Annotated in this window: 21 protein-coding genes; 9 read left to right on the forward strand and 12 right to left on the reverse strand. The window is 66.3% G+C overall.

Features of this window, described 5'->3' with window-relative positions; translation table 11 throughout:
• Positions 1 to 6 precede the first annotated feature (6 nt).
• The 6 genes from purC to LRS08_RS12150 all read right to left on the reverse strand — a co-directional run bounded on the left by purC (position 7) and on the right by LRS08_RS12150 (position 5,139).
• Positions 7 to 789 carry a phosphoribosylaminoimidazolesuccinocarboxamide synthase gene (gene purC / locus LRS08_RS12125; RefSeq protein WP_257843451.1) on the reverse strand — a complete coding sequence of 261 codons (783 nt, stop codon included), beginning with the start codon at positions 787 to 789 and terminating at the stop codon, positions 7 to 9.
• Positions 790 to 885: 96 nt separating this feature from the next.
• Complete coding sequence (locus LRS08_RS12130) at positions 886 to 1,782, reverse strand: DUF4349 domain-containing protein (protein ID WP_257843449.1); 897 nt, start codon at positions 1,780 to 1,782, stop codon at positions 886 to 888.
• Positions 1,783 to 1,973: 191 nt separating this feature from the next.
• Positions 1,974 to 2,216, reverse strand: coding sequence for a hypothetical protein (locus LRS08_RS12135; protein WP_260480764.1), 243 nt, complete (start codon positions 2,214 to 2,216; stop codon positions 1,974 to 1,976).
• 10 nt (positions 2,217 to 2,226) lie between these two features.
• Positions 2,227 to 2,763 carry a hypothetical protein gene (locus tag LRS08_RS12140; protein WP_260480765.1) on the reverse strand — a complete coding sequence of 179 codons (537 nt, stop codon included), beginning with the start codon at positions 2,761 to 2,763 and terminating at the stop codon, positions 2,227 to 2,229.
• 101 nt (positions 2,764 to 2,864) lie between these two features.
• Positions 2,865 to 3,665 (reverse strand): hypothetical protein, encoded by an 801-nt coding sequence (locus LRS08_RS12145; protein ID WP_257843446.1) that lies wholly within the window; start codon positions 3,663 to 3,665, stop codon positions 2,865 to 2,867.
• A 61-nt stretch (positions 3,666 to 3,726) separates the two neighbouring features.
• Positions 3,727 to 5,139, reverse strand: a complete 1,413-nt coding sequence (locus tag LRS08_RS12150; RefSeq protein WP_257843444.1) for a tetratricopeptide repeat-containing protein — start codon at positions 5,137 to 5,139, stop codon at positions 3,727 to 3,729.
• Positions 5,140 to 5,197: 58 nt separating this feature from the next.
• Between LRS08_RS12150 and parC the strand changes: the two genes are divergently transcribed.
• Both parC and LRS08_RS12160 read left to right on the forward strand, forming a co-directional pair.
• The gene (gene parC, locus LRS08_RS12155) at positions 5,198 to 7,450 is read left to right on the forward strand and encodes a DNA topoisomerase IV subunit A (RefSeq protein ID WP_257843443.1); all 2,253 of its coding nucleotides are present in this window, start codon (positions 5,198 to 5,200) and stop codon (positions 7,448 to 7,450) included.
• A 309-nt stretch (positions 7,451 to 7,759) separates the two neighbouring features.
• Complete coding sequence (locus LRS08_RS12160; RefSeq protein ID WP_260480766.1) at positions 7,760 to 9,253, forward strand: bifunctional diguanylate cyclase/phosphodiesterase; 1,494 nt, start codon at positions 7,760 to 7,762, stop codon at positions 9,251 to 9,253.
• Here the strand turns inward: LRS08_RS12160 and LRS08_RS12165 are convergent.
• From LRS08_RS12165 to LRS08_RS12180, 4 genes are read right to left on the reverse strand one after another with little or no spacing between them, the layout of a single operon-like run.
• Complete coding sequence (locus LRS08_RS12165; RefSeq protein WP_260480767.1) at positions 9,223 to 10,443, reverse strand: CCA tRNA nucleotidyltransferase; 1,221 nt, start codon at positions 10,441 to 10,443, stop codon at positions 9,223 to 9,225. The genes LRS08_RS12160 and LRS08_RS12165 overlap by 31 nt on opposite strands.
• Positions 10,431 to 11,033 carry a CoA pyrophosphatase gene (locus LRS08_RS12170; protein ID WP_260480768.1) on the reverse strand — a complete coding sequence of 201 codons (603 nt, stop codon included), beginning with the start codon at positions 11,031 to 11,033 and terminating at the stop codon, positions 10,431 to 10,433. The genes LRS08_RS12165 and LRS08_RS12170 overlap by 13 nt, the downstream gene beginning before the upstream one ends.
• Entirely contained in the window at positions 11,030 to 11,593 is a 564-nt protein-coding gene (locus LRS08_RS12175) for a DUF1285 domain-containing protein (protein ID WP_257843440.1), read from the reverse strand. Before LRS08_RS12175 ends, LRS08_RS12170 begins: the two co-directional genes overlap by 4 nt.
• 40 nt (positions 11,594 to 11,633) lie before the next feature.
• On the reverse strand, positions 11,634 to 12,116 hold the full coding sequence (locus LRS08_RS12180; protein WP_257845422.1) for a GNAT family N-acetyltransferase: 483 nt from the start codon (positions 12,114 to 12,116) through the stop codon (positions 11,634 to 11,636).
• A 93-nt stretch (positions 12,117 to 12,209) separates the two neighbouring features.
• On the opposite strand from LRS08_RS12180, the gene LRS08_RS12185 reads away from it, so the two are divergent.
• Together LRS08_RS12185 and LRS08_RS12190 are read left to right on the forward strand one after the other, a co-directional pair.
• Positions 12,210 to 12,842 (forward strand): glutathione S-transferase family protein, encoded by a 633-nt coding sequence (locus LRS08_RS12185; RefSeq protein ID WP_257843439.1) that lies wholly within the window; start codon positions 12,210 to 12,212, stop codon positions 12,840 to 12,842.
• 66 nt (positions 12,843 to 12,908) lie between these two features.
• Positions 12,909 to 13,280 carry a dihydroneopterin aldolase gene (locus LRS08_RS12190; protein ID WP_257843438.1) on the forward strand — a complete coding sequence of 124 codons (372 nt, stop codon included), beginning with the start codon at positions 12,909 to 12,911 and terminating at the stop codon, positions 13,278 to 13,280.
• 29 nt (positions 13,281 to 13,309) lie between these two features.
• Here the strand turns inward: LRS08_RS12190 and LRS08_RS12195 are convergent, their stop codons facing one another.
• Positions 13,310 to 14,089: a hypothetical protein gene (locus LRS08_RS12195; protein ID WP_260480769.1), complete on the reverse strand. Its 780-nt coding sequence runs from the start codon at positions 14,087 to 14,089 to the stop codon at positions 13,310 to 13,312.
• A 286-nt stretch (positions 14,090 to 14,375) separates the two neighbouring features.
• Here LRS08_RS12195 and LRS08_RS12200 point away from each other — a divergent pair, with 286 nt between their 5' ends.
• The 5 genes from LRS08_RS12200 (at position 14,376) to LRS08_RS12220 (ending at position 17,454) form a co-directional block, all read left to right on the forward strand.
• Positions 14,376 to 15,053, forward strand: coding sequence for an energy transducer TonB (locus LRS08_RS12200; RefSeq protein ID WP_257843436.1), 678 nt, complete (start codon positions 14,376 to 14,378; stop codon positions 15,051 to 15,053).
• A 73-nt stretch (positions 15,054 to 15,126) separates the two neighbouring features.
• Entirely contained in the window at positions 15,127 to 15,888 is a 762-nt protein-coding gene (locus LRS08_RS12205; protein WP_257843435.1) for a MotA/TolQ/ExbB proton channel family protein, read from the forward strand.
• 102 nt (positions 15,889 to 15,990) lie between these two features.
• Positions 15,991 to 16,467, forward strand: a complete 477-nt coding sequence (locus LRS08_RS12210) for a biopolymer transporter ExbD (protein ID WP_257843434.1) — start codon at positions 15,991 to 15,993, stop codon at positions 16,465 to 16,467.
• A gap of 24 nt (positions 16,468 to 16,491) precedes the next feature.
• Entirely contained in the window at positions 16,492 to 16,920 is a 429-nt protein-coding gene (locus LRS08_RS12215; RefSeq protein WP_257843433.1) for an ExbD/TolR family protein, read from the forward strand.
• Positions 16,921 to 17,091: 171 nt separating this feature from the next.
• Positions 17,092 to 17,454 carry a tetratricopeptide repeat protein gene (locus tag LRS08_RS12220; RefSeq protein WP_257843432.1) on the forward strand — a complete coding sequence of 121 codons (363 nt, stop codon included), beginning with the start codon at positions 17,092 to 17,094 and terminating at the stop codon, positions 17,452 to 17,454.
• A gap of 118 nt (positions 17,455 to 17,572) precedes the next feature.
• On the opposite strand, the gene dcd is transcribed toward LRS08_RS12220, so the two are convergent.
• A complete protein-coding gene (dcd, locus tag LRS08_RS12225; protein ID WP_260480770.1) occupies positions 17,573 to 18,127 on the reverse strand; it encodes a dCTP deaminase in 555 nt (184 codons plus the stop codon).
• Between the last annotated feature and the right edge of the window lie 32 nt (positions 18,128 to 18,159).

Consider the following 18,159-nt stretch of genomic DNA (forward strand, 5'->3'; position numbering starts at 1 on the left):
AAAGGCTTACTTCCCGCGCTTCTTGCGGTGCGTCTCGAGGTCCAGCACCGCCGAATCCGCGCCTTCGGGCAGCAGTCCCAGGCGGCGCGCGACTTCCTGATAGGCTTCGACTTCCCCGCCCAGATCGCGGCGGAACCGGTCCTTGTCGAGCTTCTCGCCGCTGGCCATGTCCCAAAGACGACAGCCATCGGGGCTGATTTCGTCGGCCAGGATGATGCGGGCATAGCCGTTTTCGTCGAAGATCCGCCCGAATTCGAGCTTGAAGTCGACCAGCCGGATACCGATCCCCGCGAACAGGCCCGACATGAAATCGTTCACGCGGATCGCCATGTCGGCCATGTCGTGCAGCTCTTCCTGAGCGGCCCAGCCAAAGCACAGGATATGTTCGTCGGTGACCAGCGGGTCGCCGAGCGCGTCGTCCTTGAAATAATATTCGATGATCGTGCGGGGCAGCGGCGTGCCCTCCTCGATCCCCAGCTTCTTGGCCAGCGATCCGGCCACGACGTTGCGGACCACGACTTCGATCGGGACGATCTCGACCTGCCGAATCAGCTGCTCGCGCATGTTCAGGCGGCGGATGAAGTGCGTCGGGATGCCGATATTGCCGAGCAACGTGAAGATATGCTCGGAAATCCGGTTGTTGAGCACGCCCTTGCCGTTGATCGTGCCCTTTTTCTGGGCGTTGAACGCGGTCGCGTCGTCCTTGAAATACTGGATCAGCGTGCCGGGTTCGGGGCCTTCATAGAGGATCTTGGCCTTGCCCTCATAGATCTGGCGGCGGCGTGCCATGCGGAGTCCTTCAGAAACGCGGTGCCCCGGCGGCACGGTCGCGCGTCGCCGGGGCTGTAGGGGCGGGCCTATATCGGAAGCCAGCCCTGCGTGCAATCAATCGCTGGTCGGCGGAATGACCGGTTTGCGGCGTCGGCGCCAGCGCATTCCCAGCCAGATCAGCGGACCGAACACCAGCACCCATGGAGCCAGAACGATGACGATAGTCAGCAACCCGCGTAGCCCGATCAGGAACAGGCTTCCCGAATCCGCAAATGTGTCGCCAAGCTGCGCGCCGAACCCGCCCGCTTCGGCCGCCTGTGCGTTGTAGCCGATCTCGATAGTGGAGAAGGCGACCCGACCTTTCAGCTCGGCGAGCCACGCCTTGCCCTGATCCAGCTCCTCCTGCGCTTCGGCCACCGCGCGCTCGGCGGCGACGAGGTCGGCAACGCTGCCCTGCCGTGTGCGCAGGATTTCGGTGAGGCGGCTGACCAGCAATTCGCGTTGGCGGATGCGCGCCTCCGCGTCGACCATTTGCTTGGACACGTCCTCCGCCTCGATCGCGGTGTCGACCGGGCGGCCGCCCTTGTCCGACGCGGCCTTGTTGAGCGAATCGAGGAAGGCGCGCGCACTCTTGCTCTCGACGCGCAGCTTCAGCGTGCCCTCGCCGCGCTCGGCCTCGCCGCCGGATCGCTGCAGCCCGCCGACCTGACAGCGCGCCGCCCCCATCTTGTCGCACAGCGTGACATGCGCCTGTTGCAACGCCGGGATCGCGTCGCCCGGAAGGCGGTACCCGACCCGGTAGATATAGGCGATGCGGGGCAGGGTGACGGCGATCGGATCGGTCGCCGCCCCGGGTGAGGCGGCGGCGTCCGGCTTCGCCTCCATCGGCTCGGCGGCGGCATCGGCGGTAACCATCCGCTCCTCCGCCACACCCGATTGACTGGCCTGTCCGCAGGCTGCGAGCAGCGCCAGTCCCAGCAGCATCGGCGATCGCGTCCACATCCGGCTCATCGGCATCCCTCCAGCGACGTCGGCGCCTCACTCCGGCGCTGGCGATATCACACCATGAAGGAGGGAATTGAGCAATGCCCCATTTCTGCCACAATCTGACGCCGTCGATTCAGCCCGGATTGTCGTCCCGATTGAACCAGCGCTGGATCGCGTTGCGCCGCTCGGGTTCGCCCTGCTCGCGATAGGGGTCGTCATCCTCGTTGGTCGCGGGGGGCGGGCGCGCCACTGGTGCCGTGGATCAGCAGGCGCAGCAGCAGCACCGCGACCACCATCAGCAACAGCCAGGGGCCGACCGACGCCAGCACCTGGGCAATCCCTGCGGCGGAATTAACCAGCTTGTCGCCCGCGTCACGGAAGCTGGCGTCCGCCGATCCGTTCAGGCCGGGGGCGGGGGTGCCCGAGGCATAGGTGATCAGCACCGGCGCGGTCGCCATCGTCTCGCCGCTATCGGCTTCCGATTCTGGCGATCACGTCGAGCGCGGTCTGCAGCCGCCGCGCACGCTCCTGCTGGACCGGATCGTTGCTCGCCTGCGCATTGGCGAGCTGTTCGCGCAGCCGCCCGACCAGCGCGTTGGAGCGCGCGGTCGCGGTTGCGTCTGCCCCCGCGATCTCGGTTTCGACCAGCGCGCCGCTGGCACCGACCACCACCTTGGTCGCGGCCTCGCCGAAATTGCGCGCGACGGCGGGATCGATGCGGAAGGTGAGCGTCGCGGCGATCCGGTTCGCCTCATCGACGCGATAGCGCAGCGACAGGATGCGGCAGCGTGCCGGGCCGAGCTTGTCGCAGCCGGCCGCGTGCGATTCGACCACTGCCTTCACATGGTTGCCCGGTACCTTGTACGCATAGCGATAATCGAACGCCCCGCCGGTCGCGGTCAGCGCGGCCACGGCTTCGCTGCTGATCTTGTCCGAATCCTTTTTGGGCGCGGCCTCGCACCCGGCCAGCACCAGCGCGGCGACAATCAGTGCACCGAATCGCATTCGAATCCCCCCTGCGAAATCGTTCCGCCGACGATAGGGCTTTTGGTAAACGGCCGGAAGGGCGCGCATCCTGCGTGGTCCCGAATCGGGAAGCTGTCGGGTCACTCCTTCGGACACCCCGCGAAATGCCGGGTGAGCAGCGCCTTCCACGCCGCATCGCCCCGCGGCAATTCGGCCTTTAGCTGGAGCCGAAAATCGGCATAGCCGTCATGGTTGGGGCGGCCCCATTGCACATCGACGATGTGGCCTTCGCGCGCGTCGATCCAGATCGGCCCGCCGCCCTTGTCGCCGAATGCCGGGCCGGCGACGTCAAAACGCAGCGTGTTGCGGTCCAGATGGCGTTCGGCGCTGACGAACGTCGCTTCGGCCTTGCCCAGCCAGCGCAGGAATTCGTCAGGCCTGGATGGATCGGTCCAGACCAGCGCCATGCCGAATGAAAAGGGTGCCCGCTGCGGCCCGCGCGCGACCAGCGCCGCGCCCAATGTCGCCAGGTCATAGTCGTAGAGGTGCCAGGGCCGGTCGGGCGCGTCGATGCCCAGCTCGAGCTTCCGGTCGCCGAGATCGAGGCTGATCGCGATCCGCTTTGCCGCGCCGTCATGCGTCATCACCCCGATCGTCCGGCTGGTCGCGCCCGGCGCGAGGCGCCCGGCGATCAGCTTCGACGCCTCGCCGGTCACCGGGTCGACATGGGCGGTGACGAACGCCGCGCCGGTGCAGCGCGCGCGCATCTTGTACACCTCGATCCGGTCGGGCGCGGCGCGGTGGACATAGATCTGTTCCTCTTCGCCACCCGCGATGTTCGATCGCTGATAGTGAAAGGTGCGTCCGGTTTCGTCGGGTGCGGGTCCCGCCGCTGCCGCCCCGCCTTGTCCGGCCAGCGCGACCGCCATGATCCAGCTCATGCTTACCCTCCTGTATTGTTCATATAATACAGTGGGCGGCGCTTGTCACGCGCACCGAGCCTTACCGACCCGCACCCAATGCCCAGTTCGCGCCGACTTGACCGGTAAACACCGGCCTGCGGCGACGCAGCTCATTCTGTGCGAGCGGGCTGAAGTCGCGGTATCGCGCCATGCGCGCAACGGTCCCGCGCGCGGCGATCCGGTAATGATAGCGCAACTGCGCCAGCCGTGGCGGGCGCTGGGCGTTCACGATTCGCGTCATCAGCGCATGGCCATCGATCCGGGCGGGATCAGCGGCCTCCAGCAGGTCGAGCGGTTTGAGCATCGGCATGGCGAGTTCGAGCGCCTGGCCTGCCCGGCCATCGACCAGTGCCGCTTCGGCGGCGATTGCGCGGCACCGCGCGCTCGCGATGCCGATCCGACCGCCGCTTTCGAGACCGCTGATGCAGCGTTGCCCTTCGCGCAGCGCATCGGCCCGGCGTCCGGCGCCCAGCAGCGCGGCGGCAAGATCACCATGCACGGCCAGCGTGCGGGGGTGGGTGGCCCCCAATCGACGGCTGCGGCGCTGCGCCAGTTGGACCAGCACGCGTTCGGCGCGCGCATGGTCGCCGATGCGCGTCGCCAGACGGGCGAGGATGATGTCCGAATCGGTGATGTCCGGAAATTCGGCTAGAACGATCTGATCGCGGGCGTGCAGGTCGCGTTCCGCTGCGATGGCGGCGTTGAGAAAGCGGATTGCCTCGTTCACCTCGTCCATGCCGAACTGCGCGCCGGCGATCCTGGAATAGGCGATGACGAACTCGGTTCGCGGTGCCTCCCGGTCGTGCTCCAGCCGCGCGAGAAACCGGCGAAAGGCGGCGTCCGCGCGCTCGAAATCGCCCGTTGCCTGCAGCGTTTCGCCCAAGAGCAGATCGAACCGCCGGACCAGGAAGAAGTTCGATCGCGCAATGCTCGCGCGGAACCGCTCCATCGGGATCAGCACTTGCTGCGCAGCAACCGCCTTATCCTGAAACAGCAGATTATTGGCGTATCGCACCGTCGCGACGAGATGCTCGTTCGATCCCGCGCCGTAAACCTGGACGTACAGGGGCAGGATCCTCGCGTGCAGACGCTCGGCCTCGTCCCAGCGTCCCAGCCCGTCCAGCGCTGCGGCGAGGTTGCGATAGGCCGAGGCGCGCTCTTCTGCGGACAGGTGCGGGGTGCGGTCGGCGATCTGGACCGCACGGCGTGAAAACGCCTCGCCGCGTGCGAAATCGGCAATATCGTTGGCGATCTTGCCGCCGGCGCGAAGCAGGTCGAAGCAGCGATCGTCTGTCGGTCGAGTGGCTTCGCACCGCGCAATCTCTGCCGCGGCCATTGCAAGCGCACCCTGGAGATCGCTCTTGCCATAGGCGTATTCGAGATTTTCGGGGAGCGGCCAGCGCTGAACCGGGGCCGCGAGCGCGGTGCCGGAAATCGGCGGTATCGCGATCAACAGCGCTGCAATGGTTCCGCTATTGTTTCCCCGGCACAGTGACCTAGTAAGTCCAGCCATGAGCGACACCCGTAGCGACCCCGATCCCTTTGACGCCATCGTCGACGCCCCCTTCGATTCGGCTCTGTCCGAACGCTACCTCGTCTATGCGATGTCGACCATCACCGCGCGCTCGCTGCCCGATGTGCGCGACGGGCTGAAGCCGGTGCACCGTCGCCTGCTCTGGGCGATGCGCGGGCTGCGGCTCAACCCGAACGAAGCATACAAGAAATGCGCGCGCGTCGTCGGCGACGTGATCGGTAAATATCACCCGCATGGCGACCAGTCGGTCTATGACGCGATGGTCCGCCTCGCCCAGACCTTTGCATTGCGCTATCCGCTGGTCGACGGGCAGGGGAATTTCGGCAATATCGATGGCGATAATGCCGCCGCGTACCGCTATACCGAGGCGCGGCTGACCCAGGTCGCGATCGACCTGATGGACGGGCTGGACGAGGACGCTGTCGAGTTCCGCCCGACCTATAATGGCGAGGATCACGAGCCGGAGCTGTTTCCCGGCCTGTTCCCGAACCTGCTCGCCAATGGCGCCAGCGGAATCGCGGTCGGCATGGCGACCAGCATCCCGCCGCACAATGCCGCCGAGCTGATCGACGCCGCGATCCTGCTGATCGACCAGCCCAATGCGAGTGACGCGCAGGTGCTGGAACATGTGCGCGGCCCCGATTTCCCGACCGGCGGCATCGTCGTCGACACCCCGGCAGCGATCGCCGAATCCTATGCCACCGGACGCGGCAGCTTCCGGGTGCGCGCCAAATGGGGACTTGAAGATCAGGGGCGCGGCACCTGGCAGATCGTCGTCACCGAAATCCCGTACGGGGTGCAGAAGGGCAAGCTGATCGAGCAGATCGCAGCGCTGATCAATGACAAGAAGCTGCCGATCCTCGCCGATGTCCGTGACGAATCCGACGCCGAAATTCGCATCGTGCTGGAGCCGCGCGCGCGCACCGTCGATCCCGACACGCTGATCGAAAGCCTGTTCCGGCTGTCCGACCTTGAGGTGCGCGTGTCGCTCAACCTCAACGTCCTCGACCATACGCGCACGCCACGGGTGATGAGCCTGCGTCAGGCGATCGCCGCCTGGGTCGACCACCAGTTTATCGTCCTGCGCCGCCGCAGCGAACACCGGCTGCAGAAGATTGCCGACCGGATGGAGCTGCTCGACGGGTACATCATCGCCTTCCTCAACCTCGACCGGGTGATCGCGATCATCCGCACCGAGGATGAGCCCAAGCCGGTGATGATGGCCGAGTTCGAGCTGACCGACCGCCAGGCCGAGGCGATCCTCAACATGCGGCTGCGCGCGCTGCGCAAGCTGGAGGAAATGGAGCTGCGCAAGGAGCGCGAGGCGCTGGCCAAGGAACAGGCCGAGCTTGAGGCGCTGTTGTCGAGCGACGCGCGCCAGCGCACCCGGATGAAGCGCGACCTGACCAGGGTGCGCGACCGCTATGGTCCCGAAACCGCGCTCGGCGCGCGGCGCACGCTGGTGGCCGAAGCGGCACCCGCGCGCGAAATTCCGCTGGAAGCGATGATCGAGCGCGAGCCGATCACCGTGATCCTGTCCCAGCGCGGCTGGATCCGCGCGATGAAGGGCCATGCCGAGCTGGCGAGCGCCGATACTGCGAAGTTCAAGGAAGGCGACGGCCCGCTCATCGCCTTCCACGCCCAGACGACGGACAAGCTGCTGCTCGCCGCCGAGAATGGGCGCTTCTACACGCTGGCGGCCGACAAGCTGCCCGGCGGGCGCGGGTTCGGTGAGCCCGTGCGCCTGATGATCGATCTGGATGGCGGAACCGGCATCGTCGGGCTGTTCCCGGCGAACGCGGCGCCGAAGCTGCTCGTCGCCGCAACCGACGGTCGCGGTTTCCTGGTCAAGACCGAGGACGTGATTGCCGAAACGCGCAAGGGCAAGCAGGTGGTGACCCCGCGCAGTGGTGCGATGCTCAAGCTGGTCAAACAGGTCGGGGCCGAGGATGATTATGTCGCGGTGATCGGCGACAATCGCAAATTGCTGGTGTTCCCGATGACCGAACTCGCCGAACTGGCGCGCGGGCAGGGGGTTCAGCTGCAACGTTATCGCGATGGCGGGCTGTCGGACGCGATCACGTTCCGCTTTGCCGACGGCCTGAGCTGGCGGATGGGCGGTGACCAGGGGCGGACGCGGACCGAATCGGACCTTGCCCCATGGCGCGCCGCGCGCGGGGCGGCCGGGCGGATGCCGCCGGTCGGGTTCCCGCGCGATAACCGCTTCTAATTTCGGGAATAGATTGGCGCTCTATACGCGGAATCGGGGCTGGCCCTTCAGCACCGCTTAACCAAATGCGCCTAACCCCTTGAATGATGCTGTTGTCGCGCCGCCGGAAGGACAAGCCAGTCCCCGCGCCCGTCCCTGTGACGGGTGAGGATGCGCGCGCGCTCGGCCCATCGGGCACCGCTCAGACGTTGAATTTGCTTCCGATTCCCGCTGCAGTGGTGGAGCGGAACTCAAGCGGCCTCGTCTTCAGAATCGGTCAATCGCCCCTTCCGCCTCGCCGGGCTGGGCACCACCGCCGACCATTCCCCGGTGATTCGCCAGCTTGGCGCGCGAATCGCGAACTTCCTCGATTCGGACACGAATGATTGCGAGTTTGACTGGGAGCTGGGCGACACGGTCGATGCGCGCTTCTTCCGCGTGCGGTTCGCGCGCCGCAGCACCGAGCGGCAGAACGGCCGTTGCCTGGTCACGCTGATCGATCACACGTCCGAACTGCGCACCCAGCGCAGTCTTCGGCGAGAAATGCTGACCGACAGCCTCACCGGCCTGCCCAACCGCGCAGGATTTGGCGAGGATCTGGAGTCGGAGATCGAGCAGAGCGGGATCGATCGATTCGCCATCCTCGTCATCAATCTCGACCGGTTCAGCCGGATCAATGCGTGCATGGGCGGCCTTGCCGGCGACGAACTGCTGATCTCGGTCGCGCGCCGGGTAAAGGGCGCGCTGCGCGGCCATGACGTGCTGGCGCGCACCGGCGGCGACGAATTCGCGATTCGCCTGGAGCTGGACGAGGGGATTCAGGACGCGCTGCATGTCGCCAAGCGCATTCAGAACGCGCTGACCACCCCGTTCCGCCTGTCGGATTTCGAGATCCGCGTCGATTGTGCGATCGGCATTGCGATCGGAGAGGTCGAGCGCGGCGATGCCGAAGAACTGATCCGCCACGCCCAGTTCGCGATGAAGCGCGCCAAGAAATCGGGTCGCACCGAAATCTATCAGACCCGGGCGTTTGACGTGGTTCGCCAGGAATTCAGCATCGAGACCGAGCTGCGCCGCGCGATCGACAACGGCGCGCTGGCCCTCAATTTCCAGCCGATTTGCGACCTCGCGTCGGGCAAGATCGTGTCGTTCGAGGCGCTGGCGCGCTGGACGACCGAGAGCGGCATCGCCCTGTCCCCGGTCGAATTCATCCCGGTTGCCGAGGAATCGGGCCTGATCGTTCCGCTCGGCCGCTGGGCGATGCATGAGGCCGCCCGCGCCATGGCGGTGTGGGATGCGCGCGCCGGCGGCGACTGCGGAGTCAAGGTCGCGGTCAATCTCTCGGCGATCCAGCTCCAGCGCGACCAGATCGCGCCGATGGTGCAGGCCGCGCTCGAGGCCAATGGCGTCGATGGCAGCAAGATCACGCTCGAACTCACCGAAAGCGCGCTGGTCACCGATCCCGATCGGATCGCCCAGACGATGCAGGCGCTGAAGGATCTCGGCACCACGCTGGCGATGGACGATTTCGGCACCGGCTATTCCAACCTCGCCTATCTCCAGAAACTGCCGATCGACGTGCTCAAGATCGACCGCAGCTTCGTGTCGGGGATGCTTGCCGACCGCGACAAGGTGGCGATCGTCCGCGCGATCCTCAGCCTCGCCCAGGCGCTCGGCATGCAGACGACCGCCGAGGGGATCGAGACCAACGAACTTGCCCAGACGCTCGCCGCGCTGGGATGCAACTATGGGCAGGGCTTCCTCTATTCGCGCCCGCTCTGCATCGACGCGGCCTATTCGCTGCTGGTCGAGCGCAACGCCTGATCCGTCACCGCGTCGGCGATCTGCTCGACGCGCGCCGCATCCGGAAAGCCTTCCTCGATCCACTGGCTCTCGACCGCGCGCAGCGCGCGCGCGACGTCCGGCCCCTTGGTCAGCCCGCGCTGGATCAGCGCACCGCCGGCAAGCGGGAGTCGCGGAATTTCCCAGTCGATCAGGTCGCGCGCGGCCGCCACCGCGTCCTCGGCGTCGAACAGGAACAGTCGGTCGATCGCCTCGTCGCGGCCGAGGCGATAGGCGGCGGCGCGGGGAGCACCGAACAGGTCCGCGTCGGTCGCAGCGATCAGCCTTTTGCGCTGGGCATTCGAGAGCTTGAGCCGCCCGCCGACCGATTCGGCGATGCTTGCGTCGGCGGGGAGCAAGGCGGCGAGGCGGCGGATCGGGTCCGCCTCAATTCCCGCTTCAGATTCGAGCGCTTCCACTCGTGCGAACCGCTCAACCGACGCGATTTCGGGTAGCACCGGTCGAAAAATGCCGCGCTCCAGCATCAGCGCGATCACCCGCACCGCGTCCTTCGCGACCATCAGCTTGAGCAACTCGTCGGCGATTCGTTCGCGCGACAGGGCCATCAGGTCGTTGGCGCGCGCGGTGCAGGCATCGAGCGACGCCGCGTCGGGGCTGTCCCCGAACCGTGCGAGGAATCGGAAGAAGCGCAGGATACGCAGATGATCCTCGGCGATGCGGCGCAGCGGATCGCCGATGAAGCGGACGTGCCGCGCCGCGAGATCGGCGCGCCCGCCGAAATAATCGAAGACTTCGCCCGTATCCGGGTCGGCGTACAGCGCATTGATCGTGAAGTCGCGCCGCGCGGCGTCTTCCTTCCAGTCATCGGTAAAGGCGACGGTGGCGCGGCGGCCATCGGTGGTCACGTCGCGACGCAGCGTCGTCACCTCGACCACCGTCCCGCTGCTGACTGCGGTAATCGTGCCATGCACGATGCCGGTGGGTATCACCTTGATCCCCGCGCGTTCCAGCCGCCGCATCACCTCTTGCGGATCGAGCGGCGTCGCGATGTCGAGGTCGGAGACGGGGATGCCGAGCAGCGTATCGCGCACCGCGCCGCCGACCACGCGGGCGTTGCCGGTCCCGAGCGCGGCGGTCAGCCGGTCGAGCCCCGGCCAGTGCCGCCACGGCGCATCGGGCAGGGTCAGACCATCCGGTTTCATGTTAGCCATTTCAGCCGCCGCGACAGATTGACCAGCATCGCCGCCGTCGCCCCCCAGATCCGGAAATCCTGCCATAGAATCTCGTAGAAATGCCGGTCGCGCCCTTGCCACTCGACGCTCGACTGCAGCTGGTTGGCGGGGTCGAGCACATAGTCGAGTGGCGCTTCGAAGATCGCCGCGACCTCGCCCGGCTGGGGCGTCAGTACCAGATCGGGCGGGATCACCGCGACGATCGGCTGGACCTCGAACCCGGTGACGGTGCGATAGCGGTCGGCCAGCCCGACCAGTTCGACCGAATGTGGATCGAGCCCGATCTCCTCGCGCGCTTCGCGCAGCGCGGCAGCGGTCGCATCGGCATCGTCGGCGTCGATCCGCCCGCCGGGAAAGGCGACCTGCCCGGCATGCCGCCGCAGCGTGTCGGTGCGCTGGGTGAGGATCAGGCCCGGGCGGGGCCGGTCGGTCACCGCGACCAGCACCGCAGCAGGCACCGGTACGCCGCCCGCCGCCGCAGGTTCGTCGAGCACATCGCCGACGATCAGCTCGGGCCGATGGTCATGCTCGGCGTCGAGCGCCACGCGCAACCGTTCAGCCAGCGTCATGCCTGGGCCATCGCGAAGAACTCGCCGTCGCTCCAGATGCCCGGCGGGTTCGAGCCATTGTCCAGCGCCAGTGCGGCCAGCTCATAATAGACCGACCGTGCAACCAGCGCCTCCAGCCCGCGCCGGACATGGAGATAGGGGTGGGGGCCGTCGTCACGCTGCTCGAACCGCAACCGATGGTCCGGTCCGGCGGGGATCAGATCGCCCGTATTGAGCCGGAACGCGATTCGTGCGGTCTCGCCCGCGCCCTCGACCTTCATCTCGACCGCGACAAACGGGGCATCCTCGACATCGATGTCGAGCTTTTCGACCGGGGTGACCAGCACATGGCGGCCATCCGGCTCGCGCCGCAGGATCGACGCGAACAGCCGCACCATCGCCGCCCGTCCGATCTGCGACCCCTGATGATACCATGTCCCGTCGCGCGCGATGCGCATGTCGCTATGCCCGCAATGCGCGGGGTTCCAGCTGTCCACCGGGGGCAGCTTCTGTTCGTCGGCGAGCCGCGCGATCTCGGCGAGCGACAGGCTGGCGAGGTCGGGAGGAGGCGTCATCGGCATTGGAAATCCCGTAGGCGCTTTCGACGGCCCCGGTAAAGGGTCAGCGGCGCGGCCCGATCATTCCGGCACGATCCGGCGCGGGTCCGCGCGCGAGCAGGCGGTCGCGCTCGAACGGGCCGGGCAGTCGCCATGCCCCGGTATGCGCCGCGTCGAATCCGAACTGCGCATAATAATCGAGGTCGCCGATCAGCATCAGCACGGCGTCGCCTGCCTGCTCGATGGCGCGCCACATCAGCCCGCGACCGATGCCGACATTCTGTCGTTCGGGCGACACCGCGACCGGGCCGACCAGGATCATGGGCGTGACGCCGCCATCGTCGCCGGCCAGCTCGACCGGCCAGCACTGGATGGAGCCGACCAGCGTCCCCGCTTCGACCGCCGCGAAACTGAGGTCGGGAACGGCGCTCACCCCTTCGCGCAGGCGATAGGCGGTGCGGCCATGGCGGTCGGCACCGAACACCCGGTCGAGCAGATGTTCGACCGCGTCGGAATAGACGTCGCACAGGGGCACCAGCTCGAACAGGGCAATCTCCAGCGGCCCGGGGGATGGACGCCGGGGGCGCGCGCCTTTAGCCCCGAAACGAAACCCGGCATAGCGGAATATGGGAGACCGGCGATGAAGCTCTATGACGCGCCCTGGGCACCCAGCCCGCGCCGGGTACGCATCTTCCTCGCCGAAAAGGGCATCGAGGTGCCGTGCGAGGCGATCGACCTGCGCACCGGCGAGCATCTCGCCGACGCCTATCTGCGTATCAACCCGCGCGGCGCGGTGCCGGCGCTCAAGCTGGATGACGGCGAAGTGCTGTGCGAATCGGCAGCGATCTGTCGCTATTTCGAGGCACTGCACCCCGAGCCGGCGCTGTTCGGGCGCACCCCCATCCAGATCGGGCGCATCGAGAGCTGGACCCGGCGAATCGAGGGCGATGGCTATGCCGCCGTGGTCTATGTGCTGCGCAACACGGCCCCCGCGTTCAAGGACCGCGCGATCCCCGATGCCGGGCTCAGCGTCGCGCAAATTCCCGAACTCGCGGCACGCGGCGCGATCATGTGGGAGGGGTTCGTCGAGGCGATCGACGCGCGGCTCGCCGACCGGCCGTGGATCGCGGGGGACGCGTATAGTTTCGCCGACATCACCGCATTGGTGACGATCGATTTCGCGCGTGCGGCGAAGCTGGCAGTGCCCGAGCAGCTCGCGAATCTGCGTCGCTGGCATGAAACGGCGAGCGCGCGGCCCAGCGCGGCGGCCTGACCACCATTGCCGTTTCCGGGGGCGCGGCCTATTGGCGCGCGATCATTTTCCCCAGAGGCAGCTGCGTTGCACGATCTTCTTCAGCTTCAGGTCCGCGATCTCGAGGTCCAGGTCCTTACCGGCGTCTATTCCGAAGAGACGCATTTGCCCCAGCCGCTGCGCATCTCGATCACGGTCGACTTGCTGCCGGGCGACCCGTTCGCGCCCGATACGCCGCTCAGCGCCTCGAAATCCTATCTCGACCTCAAGCACGCCGCGACCGGGGCATTGCCACCGGGCGTCCATTTCACCCTGATCGAAGGCGTCGCCGACCATATCGTTGAAACGCTGATGACCGGCGACGCCCGCATCCGGCGGGTTGAGGTCGAGATCGTCAAGCTCGCCATCGCCGAGGCTGACGAGCGGATCGGGATCACGCTGGTGCGGTACCGGAAGTAGGCCGAATTGCGGTTTCGCCCAGCCGGTCCCTACCGCTTGCACGGCCCCAGCTGGTCCAGCACGAAACGGTAATCCTCACGCGCCGCCGCGACGTTCGCCGGATCCTCGTCGGCCAGGCTGGTCGCGGGAAGGCTGCGCGGGAGCCCACAGGCAAGGCGATACCACAGCAATGTGTCGCGCGCCGGGGCGGCCGCAGCATCGTCGACGATCTCGCCCAGCGCCACCGCCCAGCGTTTCTGCTCGCCCGGTCGCCGCAGGATCGACAGCGAGATCGGCGCGCCGGTCGCGGTCTGCACAAAGATCTGGGTCTCGCCCTCGCCGGGCAGGCTTCCCGGGACGTGGAAGGCATTGCCGAGCCCGGTGACCGCAGGCGGCGCGTCGGGGGCAGCCACCTCGCGGGCGATCCGGCGAATCAGCGTGTCCAGCTCGGCACTCCAGTCGCGCTGGGCGTCGAGCGTGGTCAGCTGGATCATCGACGCCTGCCCCGCGACGGGGCGGGCGAACAGCAGCACGCGCCGCTTGTTGAGCTTGGGTGCGCGACCGCGTGCATCGAGCGGAACGTCGACGACATAACCGACCCGGGCGGGCATCGGCGCGTCGGCGCGAATCAGCGCCAGCACATCGGCCTCGACATAGAATCGCATCCGCCCCGCCGCGACGTTCGCCGCCTCCGGTCCCTTGATTCGCGTCGCGCTTCGGATGCGCGCATCGACGATCGCGGGGGCACCGACGATCAGGTCGGCGACCGCAGCATAGGGTGGAAGCACCACACCTGATTCGGCGACCACCTGTGCCGAGGCGTGCGGCAACAGCGCCGGGGAAGCCGCACAAAATGCGGCGAAAAGCGAAACGATACGGATACGAAACATGCAGTTCATTCTACGGGAATGTCCCACACGCATACAGAAATATTTCTGCCACGTCGGGATTATACGTTTATTGCGTCCGACAAAGCGTTTGCGTCGCGCAAACCGCCGCGATAGGACTCGCGCCGCCACCGGTCGGTCTTCCGATTGCCCGACCGGATGAGCCACGCCGATAATGATGCCAGGGTGCCGGGCAACGGCGCGGCGAATGAAGGAGTTTAGTTGCTGAATGGCCTACGCAGATCGTGAGGTAGGAGGCAGTCGGGTTGTGGCGATCGCAGTCGTCTCAATCATCCTCGCCGTTCTCGGTTACGTGTTCGTGACCGGGCTCGCCTACAAATATATCAAGGAAAAGGCCGAGGAGATGGATGTCTTTGACGTCCAGGAACCGCCGCCTCCACCCGAGGAAGTGCCTCCGCCGCCGCCGCCGCCGGACTCGCCGGTCCCGCCGCCGCCCACCACCGTCGTTGTGCAGAAGCCGCTGGTTCAGGTGCCTGCGCCGCCGCCGCCGGTGAGCGTGTCGGCCGTGATCCCGCCGAGCCAGCCGCCGACGCCGCCCGCGCCGCCGGCCCCGCCAGCGCCACCGCCGCCTCCGCCTCCGCCTGCGATCAGCAAGGCTGCGGCAGCACGCGGCAACCCGGCCTCGTGGGTGACCTCCGACGACTATCCTCCCGCCGCGCGCCGCGCTGGTGACGAAGGGTCGGTTGGTATCACGTTCACGATCAACGCCCAGGGGCGCATCGAGAATTGTCGGGTAACCTCCTCGTCGGGTTCGTCCTCGCTTGACGCCGCGACGTGCAGCCTGGTGACGCGCCGTGCGCGCTACTCACCGGCACTCGACGCCGCCGGAAACCCTGTCTCGGGCGGAAACAAGTCGCTGAGGTTCACCTGGCGTCTCGAAGACTGATGGGCGGGCGCGCCTGGCGCGCCGTACCCCGATACTGACATCACAATCTTTATCTCAAGGGAAAGAACCGCACATGTTCACCACCATCCTCGCCGGAGCCGCAGCAGGCGCACCGCCCGCGAACTTCGACATCCTGCACGCCATGAACGAAGGCGGCGTGATCGCATGGGGTACCGCGATCATCCTGACCGTCATGCTCTTCTTCTCGCTCTACATCCTGTTCACCAAGGTATTCGAGCAGCAGAAGGTCCTGAACCAGTACAAGCGCGTCCGTGCCGCCTTCTGGCAGTCCGGCAGCCTGCGTGAAGGCGCCGCGAAGCTTGAGAAGAACTCGGCCTATCGCCAGATCGTCGACGACGCGCTGCTCGCCCAGGACCAGTACAAGGAACTGACCGATCCGATCGAAGCGCATGACTGGCTGCATGGCTCGCTCAAGCGTTCGGAAGATTCGATCAATTCGCAGCTCGGCACCGGCCTCGCCTTCCTCGCGACCGTCGGTTCGACCGCGCCGTTCATCGGTCTGTTCGGTACCGTCGTCGGCATCTTCCGCGCGCTGATCAAGATCGGTGCGGCGGGTGACGCGTCGATCGGCACCGTCGCCGGTCCGGTCGGTGAAGCGCTCATCATGACCGCGCTCGGCCTGGTTGTCGCGGTTCCGGCCGTGCTTGCCTATAACTGGCTGCAGCGTCGCAACAAGACGATCGCCGAGCAGCTCAGCGGCTTCTCGAACGATGTGCTCGGTTACCTGGCTTCGGACGGCCGCGTCCGTCCGGCCGTGAAGGGTGTCAAGCCGGCCCCGAAGGCGCCGCCGGTCGCGACCACTGCCAAGGCCTGAAGCTTCGGCTGACGACCGTGCGGTGGCGGCTCGCCGCGCCGCACGGTCACCCGCCGGGCCAGATTGGTCCGGGGACAGGATGCGAAAGATAGGATTGCGCCAATGGCGATGAGTGTAGGCGGCGACTCCGCCGAAGAAAAACCGATGTCGGACATCAACACGACGCCCCTCGTGGACGTCATGCTGGTTCTGCTCATCATCTTCCTGATCGCGATTCCCGTCGCGATTCAGTCGGTCGAACTCGAATTGCCCAAGGTGGCGTTCGAACCGACCGAAACCAAGCCGGAGAACGTGTTGCTCGCCGTTCGCGCGGACGAGGCCGGCACCTGTCAGGTGTTCTGGCAGATGACGCCGATCACCAGCACCGAACTGCTCAAGCGCGCGAGCGACAATTTGCAGGCGGTGGTCGATCGCGTCGGCCAGGACAACATCAAGCCGGACGACATTCCCGAAGTGCACATTCGCGGCGACGTGAACACGCCGTACAAGTGCATCGGTGGCGTCGTTTACACGATGCAGAATGCGGGCTTCGTCAAGGTCGGCTTCATCTCGCAGCCGCAGCTGGGCGTCGCCCAGTAAGCCCGAAGTTCAGGAGTACACATCATGGCAATGAGCGCCGGCACAGATGATGGCGAGCCGATGATGGAGATGAACACGACGCCGTTGATCGACGTCATGCTCGTGCTCCTCATTATGCTGATCGTCACCATCCCGCCCCAGACCCACGCGGTGAAGGTTGACCTTCCCCAGAATCAGGGGCCGCAGACTCCGCCTCCGGTGGAGCCGCAAAAGAACAAGATCACGATCGAGCCCGATGGCAAGATCTACTGGAACGGCAGCGAGATCGACCTCGTCACGCTGCGCCAGTATCTCGACCAGAGCGTGACGATTGTCCCCGAGCCCGAGCTGCACTTCCAGCCCAACCCGCTGGCCCGCTATGAGCGCGTCGACGAGGTGCTCGCGGTGATCAAGCGGTCGGCCGTCACGAAGCTCGGCTTCGTCGGCAACGAGCAGTATCGCAACGACTTCTGATCGCTCCGGCGACCAGTGCAAACATCAAGGGGCGGCCTTCGGGTCGCCCTTTTTTTGTTCGTTCTCAGCACCTTGCTCCGCAGTATTTCGATTGCAATCAACGCATTTGCTCCGATGCAACATTAGTGACACATCTGTGTCATTGAATTGTAACATTAGGAGAGCCTGCAAATGCGTAAGTTCCTCGCCGCGATTGCCGTCGCCGCGCCGCTGGCGCTCATCCCGGCGGCGCAGGCCCAGACTGCAGAACAGCCCAACGCCCATCTCGCGATCGCGGCCGGCGACTATGCGAGCGCGGAGCGCCAGCTGCTCGCCGAACAGCGCATCTTTCCCGCGCGTCCCGAGATCATGCTGAACCTCGCTGCGGTCTATGCAAAGACCGGCCGCGTCGCCGAGGCGCGCGCAATGTATCATCGCGTGCTGGCGACGAAGCCCGTCGCGATGGACGTCGCCGATGGCCAGGTCGCGGCGTCGCACGTCGTGGCGCAGCGCGGCATGCGCCTGCTCGACGCTGCGCAGATGGCGGGTCGATAAGGGGAATAAGCAGCCCAATTCCCCTCTCTGATGGGAGGGGCCAGGGCTGGGTGCAGCGGCGGACGAGGCTCGATGCCTCGGCCGCCGCTTTTGTTTCCAGTGATGAGTCCGCGCGCTCTTACAACCGCGGCAGCGTCACGCCGCGCTGGCCCATATATTTGCCCGCGCGGTCGGCATAGCTGGTCTCGCACGGCTCGTTCCCCTTGAGGAACAGGAACTGGCACGCACCCTCGTTCGCATAGATCTTCGCGGGCAGCGGCGTGGTGTTGGAAAACTCCAGCGTGACATGCCCCTCCCATTCGGGCTCCAGCGGCGTCACGTTCACGATGATCCCGCACCGCGCATAGGTCGATTTGCCGAGGCAGATGACCAGTACGTCGCGCGGCACTCGGAAATACTCCACCGTCCGCGCCAGCGCGAAGCTGTTGGGCGGGATGATGCAGACATCGGTCTGGCGATCGACGAAGCTGGTCGACGAAAAGTCCTTCGGGTCCACCACCGCGCTGTCGATATTGGTGAAGATCTTGAACTCGTCTGCCACCCGCGCGTCATAGCCATAAGAAGACAGGCCGTAGGAGATGCACCCCTCCCGCCGCTGCGCCTCGACGAACGGCTCGATCATGCCGTGCTGCGTGGCCTGTTCGCGAATCCAGATGTCGGAAAGAATGGACATGGGCGCTCCTGATGTGCGCGCCCGGCATCGCC

This window comes from Sphingomonas sp. J315 (assembly GCF_024666595.1).
Taxonomy (GTDB): domain Bacteria; phylum Pseudomonadota; class Alphaproteobacteria; order Sphingomonadales; family Sphingomonadaceae; genus Sphingomonas.

Bases quoted from the DNA above. Each gene is read 5' to 3' on its own strand.
- purC (WP_257843451.1), bottom strand. From the start codon at position 789: ATGGCACGCCGCCGCCAGATCTATGAGGGCAAGGCCAAGATCCTCTAT.
- LRS08_RS12145 (WP_257843446.1), bottom strand. From the start codon at position 3,665: ATGAGCTGGATCATGGCGGTCGCGCTGGCCGGACAAGGCGGGGCGGCA.
- dcd (WP_260480770.1), bottom strand. From the start codon at position 18,127: ATGTCCATTCTTTCCGACATCTGGATTCGCGAACAGGCCACGCAGCAC.
- LRS08_RS12130 (WP_257843449.1), bottom strand. From the start codon at position 1,782: ATGAGCCGGATGTGGACGCGATCGCCGATGCTGCTGGGACTGGCGCTG.
- LRS08_RS12200 (WP_257843436.1), top strand. From the start codon at position 14,376: ATGGCCTACGCAGATCGTGAGGTAGGAGGCAGTCGGGTTGTGGCGATC.
- LRS08_RS12135 (WP_260480764.1), bottom strand. From the start codon at position 2,216: ATGGCGACCGCGCCGGTGCTGATCACCTATGCCTCGGGCACCCCCGCC.
- LRS08_RS12165 (WP_260480767.1), bottom strand. From the start codon at position 10,443: ATGGCTAACATGAAACCGGATGGTCTGACCCTGCCCGATGCGCCGTGG.
- LRS08_RS12140 (WP_260480765.1), bottom strand. From the start codon at position 2,763: ATGCGATTCGGTGCACTGATTGTCGCCGCGCTGGTGCTGGCCGGGTGC.
- LRS08_RS12210 (WP_257843434.1), top strand. From the start codon at position 15,991: ATGGCGATGAGTGTAGGCGGCGACTCCGCCGAAGAAAAACCGATGTCG.
- LRS08_RS12220 (WP_257843432.1), top strand. From the start codon at position 17,092: ATGCGTAAGTTCCTCGCCGCGATTGCCGTCGCCGCGCCGCTGGCGCTC.
- LRS08_RS12215 (WP_257843433.1), top strand. From the start codon at position 16,492: ATGGCAATGAGCGCCGGCACAGATGATGGCGAGCCGATGATGGAGATG.
- LRS08_RS12170 (WP_260480768.1), bottom strand. From the start codon at position 11,033: ATGACGCTGGCTGAACGGTTGCGCGTGGCGCTCGACGCCGAGCATGAC.
- LRS08_RS12205 (WP_257843435.1), top strand. From the start codon at position 15,127: ATGTTCACCACCATCCTCGCCGGAGCCGCAGCAGGCGCACCGCCCGCG.
- LRS08_RS12185 (WP_257843439.1), top strand. From the start codon at position 12,210: ATGAAGCTCTATGACGCGCCCTGGGCACCCAGCCCGCGCCGGGTACGC.
- LRS08_RS12175 (WP_257843440.1), bottom strand. From the start codon at position 11,593: ATGCCGATGACGCCTCCTCCCGACCTCGCCAGCCTGTCGCTCGCCGAG.
- parC (WP_257843443.1), top strand. From the start codon at position 5,198: ATGAGCGACACCCGTAGCGACCCCGATCCCTTTGACGCCATCGTCGAC.